20 protein-coding genes and 1 pseudogene are annotated in these 19,253 nt (G+C 72.7%); 5 read left to right on the top strand and 16 right to left on the bottom strand.

Going from position 1 to position 19,253, the window contains the following annotated elements:
* Window positions 1–89: 89 nt before the first annotated feature.
* Window positions 90–548 (top strand): GNAT family N-acetyltransferase, encoded by a 459-nt coding sequence (locus tag MR1_RS01570; RefSeq protein ID WP_067242780.1) that lies wholly within the window; start codon window positions 90–92, stop codon window positions 546–548.
* Between the two features lie 207 nt (window positions 549–755).
* On the opposite strand, the gene MR1_RS01565 is transcribed toward MR1_RS01570, so the two are convergent.
* From MR1_RS01565 to MR1_RS01555, 3 genes are read right to left on the bottom strand one after another with little or no spacing between them, the layout of a single operon-like run.
* The gene (locus tag MR1_RS01565; protein ID WP_084344275.1) at window positions 756–1,565 is read right to left on the bottom strand and encodes an alpha/beta hydrolase; all 810 of its coding nucleotides are present in this window, start codon (window positions 1,563–1,565) and stop codon (window positions 756–758) included.
* Window positions 1,562–2,725: an FAD-dependent oxidoreductase gene (locus MR1_RS01560; RefSeq protein WP_067242822.1), complete on the bottom strand. Its 1,164-nt coding sequence runs from the start codon at window positions 2,723–2,725 to the stop codon at window positions 1,562–1,564. Before MR1_RS01560 ends, MR1_RS01565 begins: the two co-directional genes overlap by 4 nt.
* A 14-nt stretch (window positions 2,726–2,739) precedes the next feature.
* The gene (locus MR1_RS01555; RefSeq protein WP_084344273.1) at window positions 2,740–3,993 is read right to left on the bottom strand and encodes a carboxylesterase family protein; all 1,254 of its coding nucleotides are present in this window, start codon (window positions 3,991–3,993) and stop codon (window positions 2,740–2,742) included.
* 91 nt (window positions 3,994–4,084) lie between these two features.
* Here MR1_RS01555 and MR1_RS01550 point away from each other — a divergent pair, with 91 nt between their 5' ends.
* A complete protein-coding gene (locus MR1_RS01550) occupies window positions 4,085–4,660 on the top strand; it encodes a TetR/AcrR family transcriptional regulator (protein WP_067242778.1) in 576 nt (191 codons plus the stop codon).
* Between the two features lie 45 nt (window positions 4,661–4,705).
* Here MR1_RS01550 and MR1_RS01545 read toward each other — a convergent pair whose 3' ends face one another.
* Window positions 4,706–5,491, bottom strand: coding sequence for a DNA/RNA non-specific endonuclease (locus MR1_RS01545; protein ID WP_067242775.1), 786 nt, complete (start codon window positions 5,489–5,491; stop codon window positions 4,706–4,708).
* A gap of 103 nt (window positions 5,492–5,594) precedes the next feature.
* Between MR1_RS01545 and MR1_RS01540 the strand changes: the two genes are divergently transcribed.
* From MR1_RS01540 to MR1_RS01530, 3 genes are read left to right on the top strand one after another with little or no spacing between them, the layout of a single operon-like run.
* Complete coding sequence (locus tag MR1_RS01540) at window positions 5,595–6,806, top strand: serine hydrolase domain-containing protein (RefSeq protein ID WP_217996159.1); 1,212 nt, start codon at window positions 5,595–5,597, stop codon at window positions 6,804–6,806.
* A complete protein-coding gene (locus MR1_RS01535) occupies window positions 6,803–7,501 on the top strand; it encodes a TetR/AcrR family transcriptional regulator (RefSeq protein WP_067242772.1) in 699 nt (232 codons plus the stop codon). The genes MR1_RS01540 and MR1_RS01535 overlap by 4 nt, the downstream gene beginning before the upstream one ends.
* Window positions 7,502–7,547: 46 nt before the next feature.
* Window positions 7,548–8,351 carry a DUF1206 domain-containing protein gene (locus MR1_RS01530; protein WP_067242770.1) on the top strand — a complete coding sequence of 268 codons (804 nt, stop codon included), beginning with the start codon at window positions 7,548–7,550 and terminating at the stop codon, window positions 8,349–8,351.
* Window positions 8,352–8,417: 66 nt separating this feature from the next.
* On the opposite strand, the gene MR1_RS01525 is transcribed toward MR1_RS01530, so the two are convergent.
* The 12 genes and pseudogenes from MR1_RS01525 to MR1_RS01475 all read right to left on the bottom strand — a co-directional run bounded on the left by MR1_RS01525 (window position 8,418) and on the right by MR1_RS01475 (window position 19,167).
* Complete coding sequence (locus MR1_RS01525; protein ID WP_067242768.1) at window positions 8,418–9,836, bottom strand: MFS transporter; 1,419 nt, start codon at window positions 9,834–9,836, stop codon at window positions 8,418–8,420.
* 114 nt (window positions 9,837–9,950) lie between these two features.
* Window positions 9,951–11,102: an FAD-dependent oxidoreductase gene (locus MR1_RS01520; RefSeq protein WP_067242766.1), complete on the bottom strand. Its 1,152-nt coding sequence runs from the start codon at window positions 11,100–11,102 to the stop codon at window positions 9,951–9,953.
* Between the two features lie 101 nt (window positions 11,103–11,203).
* On the bottom strand, window positions 11,204–11,461 hold the full coding sequence (locus MR1_RS01515) for a YHS domain-containing protein (protein ID WP_067242764.1): 258 nt from the start codon (window positions 11,459–11,461) through the stop codon (window positions 11,204–11,206).
* Between the two features lie 46 nt (window positions 11,462–11,507).
* A complete protein-coding gene (locus tag MR1_RS01510) occupies window positions 11,508–13,775 on the bottom strand; it encodes a heavy metal translocating P-type ATPase (RefSeq protein WP_067242762.1) in 2,268 nt (755 codons plus the stop codon).
* 36 nt (window positions 13,776–13,811) lie between these two features.
* Window positions 13,812–14,759 (bottom strand): heavy metal-binding domain-containing protein, encoded by a 948-nt coding sequence (locus tag MR1_RS01505; RefSeq protein WP_067242760.1) that lies wholly within the window; start codon window positions 14,757–14,759, stop codon window positions 13,812–13,814.
* On the bottom strand, window positions 14,756–14,968 hold the full coding sequence (locus tag MR1_RS01500; protein WP_067242758.1) for a heavy-metal-associated domain-containing protein: 213 nt from the start codon (window positions 14,966–14,968) through the stop codon (window positions 14,756–14,758). Before MR1_RS01500 ends, MR1_RS01505 begins: the two co-directional genes overlap by 4 nt.
* Window positions 14,969–15,065: 97 nt before the next feature.
* The gene (locus MR1_RS01495; RefSeq protein WP_067242756.1) at window positions 15,066–15,551 is read right to left on the bottom strand and encodes a universal stress protein; all 486 of its coding nucleotides are present in this window, start codon (window positions 15,549–15,551) and stop codon (window positions 15,066–15,068) included.
* A gap of 97 nt (window positions 15,552–15,648) precedes the next feature.
* Complete coding sequence (locus tag MR1_RS01490; RefSeq protein ID WP_067242754.1) at window positions 15,649–16,824, bottom strand: trans-sulfuration enzyme family protein; 1,176 nt, start codon at window positions 16,822–16,824, stop codon at window positions 15,649–15,651.
* Between the two features lie 168 nt (window positions 16,825–16,992).
* Entirely contained in the window at window positions 16,993–17,433 is a 441-nt protein-coding gene (locus tag MR1_RS01485) for an Lrp/AsnC family transcriptional regulator (protein ID WP_067242751.1), read from the bottom strand.
* 227 nt (window positions 17,434–17,660) lie between these two features.
* Window positions 17,661–17,813: pseudogene (locus MR1_RS20470) on the bottom strand (DUF202 domain-containing protein); the annotation flags it as partial.
* Window positions 17,810–18,169 carry a YidH family protein gene (locus tag MR1_RS01480; RefSeq protein WP_067242749.1) on the bottom strand — a complete coding sequence of 120 codons (360 nt, stop codon included), beginning with the start codon at window positions 18,167–18,169 and terminating at the stop codon, window positions 17,810–17,812. The gene MR1_RS01480 and the pseudogene MR1_RS20470, both read right to left, overlap by 4 nt.
* Window positions 18,166–19,167: a formylglycine-generating enzyme family protein gene (locus MR1_RS01475; protein WP_157517851.1), complete on the bottom strand. Its 1,002-nt coding sequence runs from the start codon at window positions 19,165–19,167 to the stop codon at window positions 18,166–18,168. The genes MR1_RS01480 and MR1_RS01475 overlap by 4 nt, the downstream gene beginning before the upstream one ends.
* Window positions 19,168–19,253: the final 86 nt, after the last annotated feature.

Genomic DNA, 19,253 nt, shown 5'->3' with positions numbered 1-19,253 from the left:
CATATCGCGAACGACCGGGGAGGTCGACCCCCGGGCGGATCCTCGGCGCGCTCGATATCGTGGCTGGCGCACCGTGAGGAAGGGACCAGATGGCGATCCAGATCAGACGCATCACGCCGGAAGACGCAGGGGAGGTGCTCACCCTCCAGCGCGCGGCGTTCGTCTCCGAGGCGCTCGTGTATCGGGATCCGGATCAGCCGGCGCTGACCCAGACCCTGGAGCAGGTCGAGGCGGAGCTGCGGGATGCGCAGGGATTCGTCGCCGTACACGCGAACCGGATCGTCGGCGCCATCCGCGCACGTGAGCGGGACGGGGTGCTGCAGATCGGTCGGATCGCCGTCGCACCCGACGTCCAGGGGGAGGGCATCGGCCGGCGGCTTCTCGAGGCGATCGAAGCGGACACCGACTGCGCCGAGGCCGAGCTCTTCACCGGCAGTCTCAGCGAGGCCAACATCGCGCTGTACACCAACTGCGGCTATCGGGAGGCCGAGCGGATCGACCAGGGGGACGGCACGGCCCAGGTCTTCCTCCGCAAGCGTCTGCGGTAGCGGCGGCGTCGGGTGTCGCGGTACCCGTCCGGCGGGGGACCTGCTCGCGCGACATCGCGCCGCCCGTCAGCCGGACCGCGGGCCGGCCATCGGGGGAGCCGTCCCGCGAGGACGAGAAGACGCGCGGTGCCGGCCGGGAGTCGGGCTCTCCCGGCCGGACCGCGCGTCCGTCCCCTGTGCGGCCCCCGGAGGCGACCGCACCGTTCGTCAGGCGATGCTCTGCAGCACCTCCCGGGTCTGGGCGGCGACCTCCCCGGGCAGCTCGATGCCGGGGAAGTGGGTCTCACCGTCGAGCCGTGCATAGCTGAACCACGGGTTGGCCGCCGCGTACTCCGCGTGCAGGCGGTCGTACGCCTCGTCCTTCGGGTGGCTGAAGACGTGACGGATCGGTCGTGGCGCGGACAGCTGGGACATGCGCCCCATCGGCGAGCCCCACTGCGCGTACGCGGCCTGCACCTCACGGCCCGAGCGCGCCCACATGTCGTACCCGAACCCGCCCGCGTCGAAACGCACATGGTCCAGGACCGCCTGGTTCGTGCTGCCGTCGAGCCATGACTGGAGCAGGCCGTCCCTGGCCGCCTTCCAGCTGGCGCGGTCCTGCAGGGCGGCGACCCCCGCGGCGAACTCGGCCGGCGGAGGGGTCATGATCAGGTCCAGGAGGATGACGGCGGGCACCCGGTCGGGGCCGAGCCGCTCCGCCATCTCCAGTCCCACCCATCCACCGTGCGCGTGGGAGAGGGGGACGAAGCTCTCCACGTCCAGGGCATCGAGGAGCCCGATCGTGTCGGCGGTCTGCTCCGCGACGCCGAAGTCGCCCCGTGGGGTGCGGTCGGGGCCGTGGCCGCGCCAGCACACGCGGATCACGCGGAAGTCGTCCCGAAGCAGAGGGAGCAGGCCGGTCCACGCACGGTGGTCGTGCGCCCAGCCGTTCAGCAGCACGATCGCCGGGGCATGCGGGGCGTAGCCCTGGTCGTCGAACGCGATGTCCACGTCTCCTACGCGCATCGTCGTGATCATGGGGTGTCTCCTGTCGTTTCTCTGAGGACGGGTGCGGACCGGGCGCCGATCGCCGGCCGCTCCCTGGTCGCCGCCAGGGCGGACCTCTGGATGCCGGGGAGCACCCCGGCCGCGCGCAGCAGCGCCGACCTCGGCGCGTTCGGCAGCCGGTCGAGGCCGCGCATGCGGAACGACGTCAGCTGGGTGCGTTCCACCGCAGGCCGCTGCCGCCGCTCCCAGACCCGGAGGGCGTTCGGCATGTCCGGTGCGTCGGTGACGGCGTGGGCCAGCGACAGGGCGTTCATCATCGCCGTCCCGCCGCCCTGGCCGAGGTACGGCGGCTGGGCGTGGGCGGCGTCGCCGAGGACGGCGACACGACCCCGAGACCACGCGGTGAGCCGGACCAGCTCGAATCGGGACCAGGGCACGACCGCCACGGGCTCGGCACGCAGCAGGGAGTCGAGCGCCGGGAAGTCCCGCTCCCAGCCGTGCGCCGGACCCGACCCCGCGCCGGCGTCGTCCCCGGCCTCGCTGACGAGCGCCACGTACGTGAGCTCAGGCGTGCACGGCGTCACCAGGACGCGCCGGCGCGGGCCGAAGTACTCGGCGTGCACGTCGAGGTCGTCGCCGGGGGTCGTGCGGATCATCATGCGCGCTGCTCCCTGGCGCATCTGCACCCGCTCCTGGAGGAGGCCGAGACGATCGCGCAGACGAGACCCGACTCCGTCGGCGCAGACGATCAGGTCCGCACGCCGCTCTTCGTCGGCCAGGGTGAGCGTTCCCGCGGGATCGACGTCCAGGCAGGTCGAGGTCGTGCGCAGGTCGACCGCGGACGCCTCGGCCGCCGATCGGAGCGCGTCGATCAGCGTCTCCCGCAGCACCGTGAAGCAGCGGGTCCGTCCCTCGGCGTTGATCGGGATGCGGTACAGCGTGCGCCCGAGACGCGAGCGTGCTTCGACCGCCGGCGCGATCCGGGCTCCCCGGGTGGCGTCGTCGAACGCGCCCAGGCTCTCGAGAGCGGCCAGCCCGTTGTCCCAGAGATAGATCCCGGCGCCGACGGCGCGGATCCGGTCCTGTCGCTCATGCAGCGTGACGCGCCACCCGCGCTGCGCGAGCGCGATCGCCGTGCTGAGGCCTGCGATCCCGCCGCCGACCACCTCGGCCGTCCCTGCTCCGGACACGTCCACGCCTCCGATCAGAGCGCCTGCGGCGGGCGGCCGACGGCGTGCGCGTCCCAGCCCGGATCGCCGTCGCGGACGAAGCCGGCCCATCGCGTCTGCACGGACGCCCGCGCCTCGGCGGTCCGCTGCGGCAGGATCCCCGCGAGCATCGGCGCGTCCTGCCAGTCCTCGGGGGCGCCGAAGAGCAGCGGGAGCTCGAAGCAGTGACAGGCGCCGAGAGGGTTGGCGTCACCGTGCCTCTCGAACCGGTACAGGTGGGCGCGTCCGCCGTTCTCGGACCAGCGATCGGCCAGCTCCGTCGCCCCCTGTGCGAAGACCGTCTGCGTCATCATCTGTCGCAGGCGGTTCGCGGCGTCCGCCTCCTCGGTCCCGGGGTCGTGCGGATTCGCGACGAACGCCGCGGCCTCGTCGGCCGTGGTGCCGATCAGCAGCTCGACGTCGGGGATCCGTGCGTCGACGGCCTGTTGCCAGACCTCCGGTTCCGGCAGGGGGTCGACGCCCCAGACCGGTTGGAAGGGCGGCGCGGCGCGCAGCAGGCCCGCACCGGCGAGGGCCCCGGCCGCGCGCTCCTGCGTCGCCAGCACGTCCTCAACCGAGCACGTCGTCAGATCCGTCCCGGCGTTCGCGGCGACGGTCGCGGCGACGCGCGCGGCATCCGCGGCGGAATGGAAGCCGAGTCCGATCGGCGCGCTCTGCACGACGGCGCGACGGAACAGCCCCCGCGTCCCATCGATGCCCAGCATCGCCACGATCGCCTGCGCGCCCGCGGACTGGCCCGCCACCGTGACGCGGCGGGGGTCACCGCCGTACGAGGCGATGTGTCGCTGCACCCACCCCAGCGCCGCGATCTGGTCCGCCAGGCCGCGGTTCCCGGCGCTGATCCCGGGGACCGGGGCGTAGCCGAGCAGTCCGAGGCGATGGCTCACCGCCACCACGACCATCGGGCCGCGCGCCGCGAGCGCGGTCGCGTCGTAGAGGTTCCAGCCCCCGGACCCGGTGAGGTAGGCCCCGCCGTGAAGCCACACGAGGACGGGGAAGGGGGTCGGATCGACGGAGACGGGCGCGAAGATCGCGAGCTCGAGGCAGTCCTCCTGCTGCTCCAGCGGCGCCGCGGTACCCATCACCAGGGCCAGACGACTGGGCTGCTGCGGTGCTTCGACGGAGATCCCGCCGGGGACGGGCGGCCCGGCGGGCACCGGCGCGGGGCGGCCGAACCGCTCCGCCTGGGCGTAGGGGATGCCGCGGTGCACGCGGACGGGAAGCATCATCGCCCTCCTCTCAACGCAAGTCCACTTGCGTTATGGCGAGACTAGAGGTTCCGACTGGGTAACGCAAGACAGCTTGCGATAAGATCCGGGCATGACCTCATCCCTCCCGACCAAGCAGAAGCGCGGCGAGGCGCTGCGTCGTGCGGTGATCGACGCGACGATGGAGCGCATCGAGCGCGAGGGGATCGACCAGGTGCGGATCTCCGACGTCGCGCAGGCGGCGGGCGTCCACGAGACGTCGATCTACCGGCGCTGGAGAACGCTGCCGCAGCTGCTGCTGGACGCGCTGCTCTCGCAGGTCGACGAGCGGATCTCGATCCCGGACACCGGCGACGTGGAACGGGACCTCACGACCTTCGTGGAATCGCTCGTCGCGTTCTGTCGCTCGCCGATCGGCGCGGGGCTCGTTCGGAGCAGCTCGCTCGCGGACGATCCCGATGTCGCCACGGCGCGGGCAGGGTTCTGGGAGGTGCGGATGGCCGCCTCGGAGGAGATCGTGCGCCGTGGCATCGCGGCCGGCCGACTGCGGCCCGACACCGACCCGCGGCTGGTGATCGCGATGCTCGGGGGAGTCGTGCATCTGTACGTGACGCAGTTCGAGGGGGAGATGCCCGACACGCTGGCCGAGCGGGCCGTGTCCGTCGTCCTCCGGGGCGTCGCGCGATGATCCCGGAGACGGAGTCGGGACGCGTCCGACGTCGGGATCCTGCGGTCAGAGCCTGATGTCGCGGACGTCCGAGAGCGGGCGCCAGGACAGCGGGCGGGTCGTCGTCCGAGTGAGGACGTCCGCGTCGGTCAGCGGTCCGGCGTCGAGACCGGCGAGGGCGGCGATGTCCCCGACGGGCACCTGGAAGGTGCGAAAGGCGCCCAGGGCGGGCGGTGCGATCCTCGCATCCGTGGTGTCGACGAGGTCGGACTGATCGAGGACGAAGCCCGCGGACGCGAGTCCTGTCGGTCCGCTCCACGCGGCGATCTTCCAGAACCGCAGCGGGACGCGGATGCCCCGGTACGGCGGGTCGTCGTCGGCGAGGACCGGCGCGGTGAAGACGGAGACCCGCTGAGCGGTGGCCTCCGCGTACCGGAGCACGTGGTCCTCCAGGCCCAGCCAGAGCAGCGGTGACTGGTTGAAGCCGGCGGCCTGGGGCGCGGCGTTCGGGTAGGCGAAGGTCGCGCGCATCGCTGCCCGCGCCTGATCCGCATCGCCCCATCCCGGATCCCGACGACGCACGAGGTGGCCGCGATCGAGATCATTGCCGGAGTAGACCTCCGCCCCCGTCTGCTCGTGGGCGGGCAGGCGCGGATCGAGATGCCAGTCGCCGTCGCGCGGCAGGTCCTGGAGGCGGGGACCGTCGATGTTCACGCCGGTCACGGCGGCCAGGCGGCGCCCGGGAGCGAGCAGCACCGTGAAGCGGGGGTAGTCGAGGCGGCGCACCGGGACGGGCGGCGACGGCAGGGGGACGGCGGCGGTCAGGAACTCGGCATCGTAGCCCTCGGTCATCTCCCCATCGTGTCGGATCCGGCCTTGCGGGAAAGCAGTCCACGGCGGTGTCACCAGCGGTGACATACACTGGGTCCACGACCCGCACGGGAGGGGAAGCCGGATGACGATCGGCAGAGTGATGGGCACGCTGGGCGTCGCGACGGCGGCCGCGGCCGGGGGAGCGTGGCTGTGGCGCCACCAGGGGGAGATCGCCGCGCGTCGCCCGCTGAACTCGTGGACGTTCACGCACATGGATACACTGATGCCCCGCGAGCTCGTGCGCCGGAGCGACAGGGTGCGGCCGCTGCCGCGGGCCCGGGTCGGTCTTCCGACGCGGGCGCTGCGCTACCGGCACGAGGGCGCGACGTACTCCCTCGACGATCTGCACCGCCGCACGCACACCAGGGGATTCCTCGTCGTCCATCGCGGCGAGGTGCTGCACGAGGAGTACTGCGGGCCGTGGGCGGGTCCGAAGACCCGCTTCCAGCTGTTCTCGCTGACGAAGTCCGTGACGTCGATGCTCGTCGGGATCGCGCTCGAGCGCGGCGAGATCGGCGCCGTCACGGACCAGGTGGTGGATCATCTGCCCCAGCTGCGGGGATCCGGGTATGACGGGGTCACGCTCGCGCATCTCCTCGACATGACCAGCGGCGTCGGCGACCTGGAGGACTGGACGGTCCCCGACGCGCCCGTCCGCCGCTTCGAGGCCGCGGTGACGACGGGGGGATCGGTGCTCGACGTCATCCGCTCTACCCCGCGTCTTCGCGCTCCGGGCGCGTCGTTCATGTACTCGACGCTGGATTCGCACGTCATCGGCTGGATCCTCGAGGCGGCGACCGGGAAGACGCTCGCGCGCTATGCGGAGGAGCGGCTCTGGGGGCCAATCGGGGCGGAGGCCGATGCCTTCTACTTCCTCACCCGGGGTCGCCCGAGGACGGCGCTCGGCGGGGGCTCGCTGAACGCCACGGTCCGCGACGTGGCGCGGGTGGGCACGGTGATGGCCTCGGCGGGGCGCCTGGACGGTCAGCAGATCGTCCCCGCGGAGTGGGTCGCGCGCAGCCGGAGCTCGGAGCTGCCCGCGCTCCAGGTCGGCGCGATCGACGACGGCGGCGGATACCCGCACTACGGCTATGCCAACCAGTGGTGGACGCTCGGAGGCGAACGGCGGGCCTTCACCGGCCTGGGCGTGCACGGGCAGTACCTGTGGGTCGACCCGGACTCGGAGACCGTGATCGTCAAGACCAGCGCGTGGAACGACCCCGACGACGCCGCCAGGGACCGGGAGACCTGTGCGGCGCTGTCCGCGGTGGTCGCCGCCGTGGAGCGACGATGAGCGGGGCGTCGGGCCGGGCGCCGGGGCGTCGGGCGAGGGCGACCCTCACGAGGGCGGGCATCCTCGACGCCGCGACGCGCATCGTCGTGGCCGGCGGGCCGGCGGCCCTCACGCTTCGCCGGCTCGGGACCGTGCTCGGCGCCGACCACACCGCGGTGCTGCGGCATTTCGCGTCGAAGGACGAGATCGTTCTCGCGATGGCGGAGCGGATGCTCGACGGGGCCATCGCCGACGTCGTGCCGGGGCCGGACTGGGCAGAGACGTTTCGCGATCTCGCCCGTCGCCTGCGCCGCGCGTGCCTCGTGCAGCCGGCCGTCGCGGTGCTCGTCGCCACACGGATCACGCGCAGCCCCGCGGAGTTCCGCGGCGCCGACCTGGTCCTCGCCACCCTGGAGCGTGCGGGGTTCCGGGGCAGGGAGGCCGTGGTGCTCTACCGGGTCCTCACGGATCTGGTGTTCGCGGTCAGCGCCTACGAGGCCTCTGCCTCGCTGCTGGATCCGGAGTCCCGTGCGGGCGATCGGCTCGCCCTCGGCCATGACTACCTGCGCGCCTCGCCCGCGGAGTATCCGCACCTCGCGGCGGCCGCTCCGCAGCTGGTGGGCATCGGCGACGACGAGGTGTTCGAGACCTCGCTCGCGCTCGTGCTCGACGGCCTCCGGTTCCGGCTGAGCACGCGGGAGGCCCCGTTCCGGTGAGCGCAAGGGCCCTGCCTGCGGCGACGGCGCCCGGTACCCTGCCCCCGTGAAGACTCCCCGAGGCGCCGCCCGCGCCGCTCGCCGGTCGACGGCCTTTCGGCGGACGGCCCGCGCCGGATACGTCGTGCTGGGACTGGTGCACCTCATGATCGGTGCCATCGCGCTGTCCGTCGCGGTCGGCGCGGGCGGCGACGCCGACCAGGACGGCGCTTTGGAGGGGGTCCGAAGGCTCCCGATCGGCGGGCTCCTGCTCTGGGCGGTCGCCGCCGGGCTCGTCGTGCTGGCGGTCTGGCAGCTCGTCTCCGCCGTCGTGACGGTCCGGGACGGCGAGGCCCGCACCTGGGCTCGGCGCGTGGTCCTCGTGGCAGCCGCCGTCGCGTACCTCGCTATCGCCGCCACCGCCGCGGTGATCGCGCTCGGAGGGCGCGCGGAGTCGGAGGAGACGTCCCAGGGAGTGAGCGCCGGGGTCCTGTCCACGCCGGGCGGCGTCGTGCTGCTCGTGCTCGTCGGGGCAGGGGTGTTCGCCACCGGGGTGGGGTTCGGCGTCGCGGGCGTCACTCGAGGGTTCGAGAAGACGATGCGCCTGCCCGCCGGCCGGATCGCTCGCAGGATCACGGTGGCCGTAGGCGTGGTGGGCTACGTCGCCAAGGGGGTCGCCGTGGCGGCGACCGGCGCGCTGTTCGTCATGTCGGCGTTGACGCGTGATCCGTCCCAGGCGTCCGGCCTCGATGGCGCGCTGCATCGGATCGCGGCGCTGCCGTTCGGGCGGGCGCTGCTGTGGGCCGTCGGGGCGGGGCTGGTCGCATACGGGCTGTTCTGTCTCGCACGCGCCCGGTACGCCAGGATGTAGCGCCTCCGGCTCCGGACGGTGAGGAGGGGACCGGCGCGCCGGTCCCCTCCTCGACCGCTGTGCGTGTCAGCCGCGCAGGGCAGCGTCTTGGCGGTGCGTCCGGTACAGGATCGCCGTGAGGAGCGCGCCGGCGAGGGCGATGATCGCCGCCGTCACGAACGCGGCCGAGTATCCGCCCGTCAGCGCCACCGGGTCGCCGAGCTGCCCCGCCCCGAACCCCGCGGCGACGGCCGCGACCACGGCGAGCCCGATCGCGGATCCGACCTGGTAGCTGGTGTTCACGATGCCCGAGGCGAGGCCCCCCTCCTCCGGCGGGGCCGCCGAGATGGCGATCTGCAGCGACGGGATGAACGCCAGCGCCTGTCCGAACGCGACGACCAGCGACGGGCCGAACGCGTCCACCCAGTAGTTGCCGTCGGGGCGGATGAAGGCCATCCACACCAGGCCGGCGGAGAGGATCAGCAGGCCCACCACGATCGGGGCCTTGGGACCGAACGCCGCCATGATCCGCGGGGCGAGCACGATCATGCCCAGCATGATGAGCACGGTCATCGGCAGCAGCGCGGCGCCGGCGGGGAAGGCGCTGAAGCCCAGCACCTGCTGCAGGTACAGGTTCAGGAAGAACCACATGGGCACCCAGGCGGCGCCGAGGAGGACCTGCGCCAGGTTCGCGGCGCCGAGGTTCGGCGAGCGGAAGATGGACAGCCGCATCAGCGGCTCGCGCTTGACGCGCTGGATGATGAGGAACAGCACCAGCAGCACCACGCCGGCCCCGATCGCGATCCACGTCTCGGCGGATCCCCACCCGGCCACCTCGGCCCGGACGATCCCGTAGACGAGCGCGGCGAGGCCGAGAGTGACGGTCAGCGCGCCGATCACGTCGACCGACCCGCGGGCGCCGACCTTGCCGGAGGGCAGCGCGCGCCACATCAGCAGCAGCACGAGCACGGCGATCGGGACGTTGATGAAGAACACCCACGGCCAGGAGGCGAACTCGGTGATCACTCCGCCGAGGAACACGCCGGCGGTGCCGCCCGCGGGAGCCGCGGCGCCGTAGAACGCCATCGCCTTCGTGAGCTCGCGGGGATCCGATCCGAAGAGCATCATGAGCAGCGTCAGTGCGGCCGGGGCGATCAGTGCGGACCCGACGCCCTGGAGGACGCGGCCGATGAGCTCGACGGGGACGTCCCCGGCGAAGCCGGCGACCAGGGAGCCGATGGCGAGGATCACCCAGCCCGCGGCGAACATCCTCCGCGGACCGAACAGATCGGACAGGCGGCCGCCGAGCAGCAGCAGGCCGCCGAGGGCGATGACGTACGCGTTGAACACCCAGGAGAGGTCGTGGGGCGTGAAGCCGAGGTCCTTCTGCATCTGGGGGAGCGCGACGCCGATGATCGACGCGTCCATGATGACCATGAACTGCGCCAGGGCGATGATGGTGAGGCCCCACCAGCGCGTCGTGCTCTTAGTGGTTGGGGAAGACACGGCGAACTCCGTTCGGTTCGTTGACGAGGGTGCGGACCGGATTGGTCCCGACAGAGAATAATACCCTAGGGGGGTAGGGTATTCCCGAATCCGGCGATCCGGGCGCGCGGAGCGTCACCGCTCCGGCTCCTCGTGCAGCGTGGGCGCCGCGGCGAAGACCGCGCCCACGGCGTCGACGGCGCCGAGACCGATGAGGCGACCTCCCTGCAGGTGTCGAATGACGAACGCGTCGCCCGCGTCGCGCGTTCCGGGAGAGGACAGCAGCCCGGCCCCGGAGACGGCGAGCCCGTGGACCATGGCGGTGAACGGGCTCCGCGGGCGGTAGGGCCCCGGATCCTCGCCCCGGCCCAGGTCCGCGAGGACGGCACGTGCCGCATGGGCGCCCTGCGCCGCGGATTCCTCCCAGTGATCGATCCGCCAGGGGCCGGGCAGATCGTCGTGGTGGCGAGCGACCCCGCCGGCCGCGTACACGCCCGGATAGGGGGTGCGCAGACCGGCGTCGACATCGACCCCGTCGGTCCACGGCGAGGGGGCGGAGGGGACGGACCCGAGCGCGGCCAAGACCAGATCCGCGCGCACGGTGGTCCCGTCGTCGAGGGTGAGGATGACGCTCTCGACGTCGGCGTCGAGCCGGACCAGGATGCGGCCGAGGAGCGTCCGCACGCGCTCCCGGTGTACCCGGGCGAGGAGTTCGGCGATCTCGTCGCCGAATGCGGCCCGCCCCGGGACGTCGCTGCGCGCGATCAGCGTGACGCGGTGCCCCGCGCGGTGGAGGGTCGAGGCCGTCTCCGCGGCGATCGCGCCGCCGCCGAGGAGGGCGACGTCCGCGCCGTCCGGGTGGCGGCTGAGCAGGTCGCGGATGCGCACCGCGTCGGCGATCCCGTGCAGCGTGTACAGGCGCCCGGAGGCGAGGGCGTGATCGCGGCCGGGAAGGTCCGGAGGGAGTTCCCGTGCCGTGCTTCCCGTGGCGACGACGATCGCGTCGGCGGTGAGGGTTCGGCCCGAGGACAGCTCGATCTCGCGCCGCTCGCCGTCCACCCGCACGGCGGCGTCGGCGACGATCTCGGTCTGGGGAAGGCCGATCGCTACCAGCTCCGGGGCGAGCGGGCCGAAGGCGACGGAGGGGAGCAGCGTCCGGATGAGCGGGCCTTCGCCGGCCGGCGTGAACACGGTGAGGCGGACGTCGTCGCGGGCGGCGAGCGTGCGGGCCGCGGCGGCTCCGGCGGCGCCGGCCCCGAGGACGGCGACGCGGGGAACGGGGGTCATGGGTTCTCCCAGGTGTGGATGACCGGAAAGGGTGAGGGGACGACAAAGGCAGGGGGGCGAGGCGCGGTGTCTCCCGCGGCCTCGCCCCCTGCCGTGCGTGCTCAGGCCATGTTGGCCGCGTAGGTGGCCGGGGCCGAATCGAAGGCCGGGCCGCACCCGGCGCAGCAGAAGTAGTACCGCTCGCCTTCGTAGTCGCGGAACAGCCCTGCCGCCTCCGCGGCCTTCTTGCTGACAGGGTTGCCGACCATCACCGGGCAGGTCGTCATGTCGTCGGCCGGTGCGCTGAGGAGCTCGACGCGCGCGGCGCCGCCGGCTCCGGTGCTGCAACAGCTCGACGTCGGCTGGAGGTCTTCGGTCATCGGGGGTTCCTTTCGTGTTCTTCCAGGGGTGGGTGGATCCGCGGCGTCACTGCGCGACGCTGCGGAATCCGCGCAGGCGCAGGCTGTTGCCGACGACGAAGACGCTCGAGAACGCCATCGCCGCTCCTGCGAGCATCGGATTGAGCATGCCGAGGGCCGCGATCGGGATCGCCGCGACGTTGTAGGCGAACGCCCAGAACAGGTTCGTCTTGATAGTGCTCAGCGTCTTCCGCGACAACCGGATGGCGTCCACGGCGCTGCGCAGGTCTCCGCGGACCAGCGTGATGTCGGACGCCTCGATCGCGACATCGGTGCCCGTGCCCATCGCCAGGCCCAGGTCGGCCTGGGCGAGCGCCGGGGCGTCGTTGACGCCGTCGCCGACCATCGCGACCACCTTGCCCTCCTGCTGAAGCCGGGTGACGACGTCGACCTTGTCCTGCGGAAGCACCTCGGCGTACACGTGCTCGATCCCGACCTCGGCCGCGATGCGGTGCGCGACCGCCTCGTTGTCGCCGGTCAGGAGCACCGGGGTGAGCCCGATCTCCTTGAGCTGAGCGATCGCGTCGGCGCTGGTCGGCTTCACCGTGTCAGCGACGACCAGAACGCCGCGGGCGGCGCCGTCCCATCCGATCGCGACCACGGTCTTGCCCTCCTCCTCGGCGCGTGCCTTGGCGGACGCCACCTCCCGGGAGAGGTGGAGCGACCAGTCGGCGAGCAGGGACTCCCGCCCGACGACGACGGACGTGCCCTCCACGATGCCCTGGACGCCCTTGCCCTCGATGTTGGCGAAGTCCTCGGGAACCGGGAGCGATCCGACCTCCTGGGTGGCCGCCTTGGCGATCGCCTGGGCGATCGGGTGCTCGGAGGCGTCCTCGAGGGCTCCGGCCAGACGCAGCAGCTGCGCCCGGTCCACGCCCGGCTCGGTCACCACGTCGACGAGCGTCATCTTGCCGGTGGTCACCGTGCCGGTCTTGTCGAGCACGACCGTGTCGACGCGGCGGGTGGATTCGAGGACCTCCGGCCCCTTGATCAGGATCCCCATCTGCGCGCCCCGGCCGGTCCCGACCAGCAGTGCGGTCGGCGTCGCCAGGCCCAGCGCGCACGGGCACGCGATGACGAGGACCGCGACGGCGGCCGTGAAGGCGGCGGCGACGGGGAACCCGGCGCCGAGCCAGGCGCCGAGGGCCACGAACGCGATGACGATCACGATGGGGACGAAGACGCCGGAGATCCGGTCGGCCAGGCGCTGGACCTCGGCCTTGCCCGTCTGGGCGTCCTCCACCAGCTTCGCCATCTGGGCGAGCTGGGTGTCCGCGCCTACGCGGGTGGCGCGGACCACGAGGCGTCCGCCCGCGTTCACCGTCGCCCCGGCGACCGTGTCGCCCTCGCCGACCTCGACCGGCACCGACTCGCCGGTCAGCATGGACGCGTCGACCGCGGACGTGCCGGAGACGACGACGCCATCGGTCGCGATCTTCTCACCGGGGCGGACGACGAACTCGTCGCCCGCCTGCAGTTCCTCGATCGGGATGCGGACCTCGGCGCCGCCGCGGAGGACGGCCACCTCCTTCGCGCCGAGCTCCAGCAGCGCGCGGAGGGCAGCGCCGGCCTGGCGCTTGGAGCGCTTCTCGAAGTAGCGCCCGGCCAGGATGAACATCGTCACCCCGGCGCCGACCTCCAGGTAGATGTTGGCCGCGCCGTCCGACGGCGCGATCGTGAGCTCGAACGGGTGTGTCATCCCCGGCGTGCCCGCGGTGCCGAAGAACAGCGCGTACAGCGACCAGAGCAGGGCGACGGAGGTGCCCATCGAGATGAGCGTGTCCATCGTCGCGGTGCCGTGACGCAGGTTCGTCCACGCGGCCCTGTGGAACGGCCACGCGGCCCAGACGATCACGGGCGCCGCGAGGGCGAGGGACGCCCACTGCCAGTACGTGAACTGCAGCGCCGGGATCATCGCCATCGCGATGACCGGCACGGTCAGCACGATGGACCCGATGAGCCGGTGCCGCAGCGCGGTGAGCTCGGGATCGGCGTCGTCCTCTCCGCCGTCCGCCGGGGCGGACGAGCCGGAGGCCTTCGGCGCGGGAAGCGCCGCGGTGTATCCGGTCTTCTCCACCTCGGCGATCAGCAGGGCGGGGTCGTACCCGTCGGGGACGGTCACCTTCGCCTTCTCCGTGGCGTAGTTCACGGCCGCGGTGACGCCGTCGAGCTTGTTGAGCTTGCGCTCGATGCGATTCGCGCAGGAGGCGCAGGTCATCCCGCCGATCGTGAGTTCGATGCCGGTTCCGCCCGCGGGGGGCGCTGATGTGCTCATCCTCTTCCTTCTCCGTTCTCCGTGGCCGACCAGGGGTCAGTGGCCCTCGGACGGCGAATCGTCGTGTTCTGCCGAGTCGGCGTCCGCGTGCGGGGCATCGAGGACGAACTCGGCGGTGCGGACCTGTCCGTCGATCTGGAAATCGAGGTACAGCAGGTAGCGGCCCGCAGTGGGCGCCGTGGCGGCGAAGCGGATCTCGGGCCCGCCGCTCTGCCCGGCGTCGGGCTCCTGGCCCTCCGGGTGCACGTGCAGGAAGGCGAGGTCGCCCTCCCGCAGCGCGACCAGGTGGCCGAAGGCGCCGAGGTACGGTTCGAGCGTCGTCACCGGCTCCCCGTCGCGGGTGATCTCGATCGAGAGATCGCCCGGCGTTCCCGCGGTCAGCTCCCCGGTCAGGGTCGCGGTGTACCCGTCGACCTCGTCCGTCCGCTGTGGAGACGTCTCGACGGGGACGACGTCGCCGCCGACGGTGACGGTGCGCGACAGGGTCACCGGGTCCTCCGCGTCCGCGGGGGTGAAGTCGGCGTACACGCGGTAGGCGCCCGCCTGCTCCCAGGCCCACGGCAGGGACCAGGTCCCGGTGTCGTCGAGCGCGGGGTGGACGTGGCGGAAGCCCTGGCCATCCGTGCGCACGACCATCAGGTGCAGATCCTTGTCGTGCTCCGTCGTGTAGTCGGTCACCGGCTGTCCGTCCGGGTCGAGGACCCGGAAGCTCAGGACGCCGTCCTCGCCGGGCGCGGCGGGAGCCTCGATCGGGGAGAGCAGCAGCCCGCCCTGCTCCGCGGACAGACCGCCGGGCAGGTGCCCGGCGGTCGCGTCGCCCTCGCCGTGTGCGGCGTCGGACGCCGTGACGTGGGCGTCGGAGGCGCCCTTCTCCCAGGCGGCGACGGCGGAGTCCGGCACGACGACGCCGGCGAGCCCGAAGGCTGCACCGAACGCCGCCGCCACTCCTGCGCCGTAGAGCGCCAGTCGTGCTCCGGCCCTCATGACGAGCGCACCGCCGAGTAGCCGGCGTCCGCGACGGCGGCGAGGATCTGTGCGTCGTCGATCTCCTCCGCGGAGGTGACCACGAGGCGGCCCGTCTGCGCGCTGACCTGGATGTCCTCGACACCGGCGATCTCGCCGACCTCTTCACGGATCGACAGCTCGCAGTGGCCGCAGGTCATGCCGGTCACCTGGTACTCGGTCGACGTCATCGGAATCTCCTTCTGCCGGTACCCCGTGCGGGTACGTTCCTCGCTGACAACACTATACCCGGGAGGGGTATTCCGGAGAATCCCGGTGCGCGTGCGGTCAGGCCCGGCGGGACTCTCGCCGGGCAGCGGCCACCGCGTCCGACGGAATCACCAGTGTCGGCCGTGTCGCATGGTGCAGGACGTTGGTCGAGGTGCTTCCGAGGAGGGTGGCCGTGACGCCGCGCAGGCCCCGGGAGCCGAGCACGATGAGGGTCGCGCCGTGCTCCTCGGCGGCGTCGATGATGGCCTCGGAGGCCGTCGAGAGGGAGGAGGCCACCATGGGGGTCGCGTCCAGGCCCCGATCGCGTGCGCGCCGCGCTCCTTCGGTCGCGACCTGCTCCGAGGAGTCGAGGGCGGCGGCGTCGAGCCCCTTCAGCTCCTCGATCAGGGGGTGGCCCTGCAGGTGGGCGGCGAAGGCCTCCACGGGCTGGCGGGCGTAGAAGACGATCGCCTCCGAGCCGGGGAAGAGGTCGGCGGCGGCGTCGATCGCGCTCTGCGCGTTGGGGGAGCCGTCGAAGGCGATCAACAGCTTCTGGGTGGACATGGGGTTCTCCTTCGGTCGAATGGTCGGTCGCTCGCGCGTCCGAATACCCCAGGGGGGTATAGAACCGAGGATACCCCGCAGGGGGACGTCGGCGCGCCTATCCGGCGTGCACCGCCTCCGCGGCGGCGAGGACGTCCCGCACGAGGTCGTCACTCTCCTCGATGCCGGCGGCCAGCCGGACCAGGCCGAGGGGCACGCCGGAGGCGGCGATCTGCGCGTCGTCGATCATGCCGCGCCACATGGAGGCGGGGTGGACGGCGAGGGACTCGGTGCCGCCGAGGCTCGCCGCGCGCCGGAAGTACCGCAGCCGGGACAGGAACGCGTCCGCCGGGGCGTAGCCGCCCGCGAACTCGACGCCGAGCACCCCGCCGAATCCGGACATCTGCGCGGAGGCGAGGGCGTGCTGCGGGTGCGTCGGCACCCCCGGGTAGTGGACCCGGGAGACGGCAGGGTGATCATGCAGCGCTTCGGCGAGGGCGAGGCCGTTCGCGTTGTGCCGCGGCATCCGCAGGGGCAGTGTGCGCATGCCGCGCAGCAGCAGCCAGGCGTCGAACGGGCCCAGCGTCGCGCCGGTCAGGACGCCGACGTCCCAGATCCGGTCCAGGATCTCCGCGCGCCCGGCGAGGACCCCGGCGGACACGTCCGAATGCCCGCCGAGGTACTTCGTGGCGCTGTGCCACACGACGTCCGCGCCGTGTTCGGTCGGGCGCTGGTTGACGGGAGTGGCGAAGGTGTTGTCCGCGAGGACGAGCGCGCCGTGCGCGTGCGCGATGTCGGAGACCGCGCGCAGGTCCGTGATCTGCAGCAGCGGGTTGCTCGGCGTCTCCACCAGGACCAGGCGGGTGCGCGGCGTCATCGCCCGGGCGAACGCCGCGGTGTCGGTCTGGTCCACCTGGCTGACCTCGACGCCGAAGCGGGGGAGGAGGTTCATCAGGACCGAGGCGGTGCCCCCGTAGGTCGAGCGCTGGCCGATGACGTGGTCGCCGGCCGAGACGAGGGCGAGCACCGCCGTCGTGAGAGCCGCCATCCCGGACGCCGTCACCATGGCGGCCTCGGTGCCCTCGAACTCGGCGACGACCGCGGCGACCTGCGCGTGGTTCGGGTTGCCGTACCGGGTGTAGAAGTCGTGTCCGCGCGGGGTCGTGGCCGCGGCCGCGAACTCCTCGGCGGAATCCGCCCAGAACGTCGACGTCTGGTAGATCGGTCGTGCCACCGACGGTCCCGGTGCCAGCGGCTTGTCGGCGTGCACGGCGGCGGTGCTGGTGGTGCTCACGGTCGGCTCCCTCTGTCGGTCGGACGTTCCCTCAGGGTGAGCCAGAGGGTCACGCGGGGCCAAGCGGCGGAAGGGAGAACGGCAGGACCATGCGTGCGGAGGGTCTCCGGCGACGGAGACGATGCTCGGCCGCGCAAGGATCCGCCCCGCGTCGATGTCGTGGCGGGATCAGGGGCGCGACGACAGCGTCTTCATCGTGACGTAGCTGTTGACCGCTCCCACGGCGGGCAGCGACGCCAGCCGCTGGGAGTGGAACCGCTCGTATGCGGCGAGGTCGGGAACCTCGATGTCGAGGAGATAGTCGTAGTTGCCGGTGACGTGGTGCGCATGGGCGATCTCGGGGAGGGCGGCGACGGCGGCCTCGAACGCGGCGACGTCGGCGCGGGCGTGGCGGGTGAGCCGGACGCCGGCGAAGACCCGGAGCGAGCGGCCGATCGCGGCCGGCTCGATGACGGCCCGGTACCCCTGGATCACGCCGGACTCCTCGAGGCGGCGCACGCGGCGCAGGCACGGCGACGGCGTCAGCCCGACCCGTGCGGCGAGCTCGGCGTTGCTGATACGGCCGTCCTCGGCGAGGACCGCGAGGATGCGGCGATCGAGCTCGTCCATAGCGCCATGATAGGAGCCGGGGGCGGGGCAGGGATCAGAGGACATCCGCGATCAGCAGCGCGACCCCCGCGCCGCCCAGGGCGAGTGCCGCCGCCGTGGCGAGCGCCATGGGCCAGGCGGAGTGGGTCAGCGTCCCGCCTCGCGACAACGCGGCGTTGGCCCGCCGGGTACCCGACCGTCGCGGCGAAGTAGGCCGCCACCGCGAGCCCGGAGCCGGCGAGACCGATGAGGACCGCGACGAGTCCCAGCGCCTCCGCGGAGAACCGCATCGCCACGAGGCTCCCCACCGCGAAGGCCAGGCAGGTCCGTCGCCAGGCGAGCAGGGTCCGCTCGGGCTGGAGACCCGGGTCGTACAGGCCGGGAGCCGGCTCGGCGGTCACAGGAACAGGCCGATGGCGATCAGCGCGACGGCGAGGATCACTCCGACCACGAGGATCGCCCCGATCGGCAGCCCCGGCAGCGGCGCGTTGCGGCGCATGGCCTTCTCGGTCGCCATCCACCCGAACCAGGCCTGCAGGGCTGCCAGAGTGCCGAGCACCAGGAAGACGGCCGCAGCCGCGATGCGCCATCCGGCCGCTTCCGGGAGGGAGAGGGCTTCGAGGGCGAACGCGGCGGCGTACATGGCGAGGGCCGTGCGCAGCCAGGCCAGGAACGTCCGTTCGTTGGCGAGGCTGAACCGCGGGTCCGGCTCCTCGCCGTCGCGGTAGACGCGGGAGGGGAAGCGTCGGGTCGTCATTCGGCGGCCTCCTCGGCACGCAGGGAGACGGTGCGGAACCCGGCGTTGCCCATGGAGGAGTCGGGCGTGTTCGACGACCGTGCCGAGTTGCGGTAGCGGTTGCAGTAGGAGATGTGGCAGAGGTAGCTGCCGCCGCGGAGCACGCGGGAGCCCGCCGTGAGCGGTCCGACGGGATCGACGGCGTCGCCGCGGCGGTAGGCTCGCGGATCGAACCCGTCGGCGCACCATTCCCAGACGTTGCCGACGGTCTGCCACAGGCCGTATCCGTTCGGGGCGAACGTCCGCACGGGCGCCGTGGTCAGGTAGCCGTCCTCGGCCGTGTTGATCCGCGGGAAGACGCCCTGCCAGATGTTCGCGCGCCATCCTCCCTCGTCGACCTCGTCGTCGCCCCAGGGGTACTTGGCGCCGTCGAGGCCGCCGCGCGAGGCGTACTCCCACTCGGCCTCGGTGGGCAGGCGGCGTCCGGCCCAGGCGCAGTATGCCTGGGCGTCGTTCCAGCTCACGTGGGTCACCGGGTGCTCCTCCATGCCCTCGATGTCCGAGAGCCGGCCGCCCGGGTGCGCCCAGTCCGCGCCCCGCACCCCCAGCCACCACGGCGTCCCGCCGGCCGGACCCATCACGTCCGACGGCTCGGCGGCGAGGGCGAGGTGGAACACAGCCGAGAACCCGAAGGTCTCGGCCTCGGTCCGGTAGCCGGTGTCCGCGACGAATCGCGCGAACGCCGCGTTGGTGACGCTCGTCTCATCGATGTCGAACCCGGTGACGGCGACGCGGTGCCGCGGGGTCTCGCCGTCGGCGGGGTTCTCGTCCCCGGACGAGTCTCCCATGGTGAACGACCCGGACGGGATCCGCGCCTGGGGGATCGTGTGACGTCCGGACGCCGGGGCGGGCGCCGGAGCGGCGGCGGTCGTGCTCAGGCTGAGGAACGAGGAGCGGCCGGGCGTCCCGCACCCGCATCCGCATCCCGGGTCGGCGGCGGCGTTCGGGGTACGGGTCATCCGCCCATCGTATCGGCGCCCGAGGGCCCGGTCGGGGGAACGGCCGCGGTCACCGGACGGCGGCGGCGTCGGGCTCGGACGCGCGT

The organism is Microbacterium resistens NBRC 103078, assembly GCF_001552355.1.
GTDB classification, from domain to species: Bacteria; Actinomycetota; Actinomycetes; order Actinomycetales; family Microbacteriaceae; genus Microbacterium; species Microbacterium resistens.
Note: the sequence above shows the minus strand (reverse complement) of the source record. Positions and strands in the feature narration are given on the sequence as shown.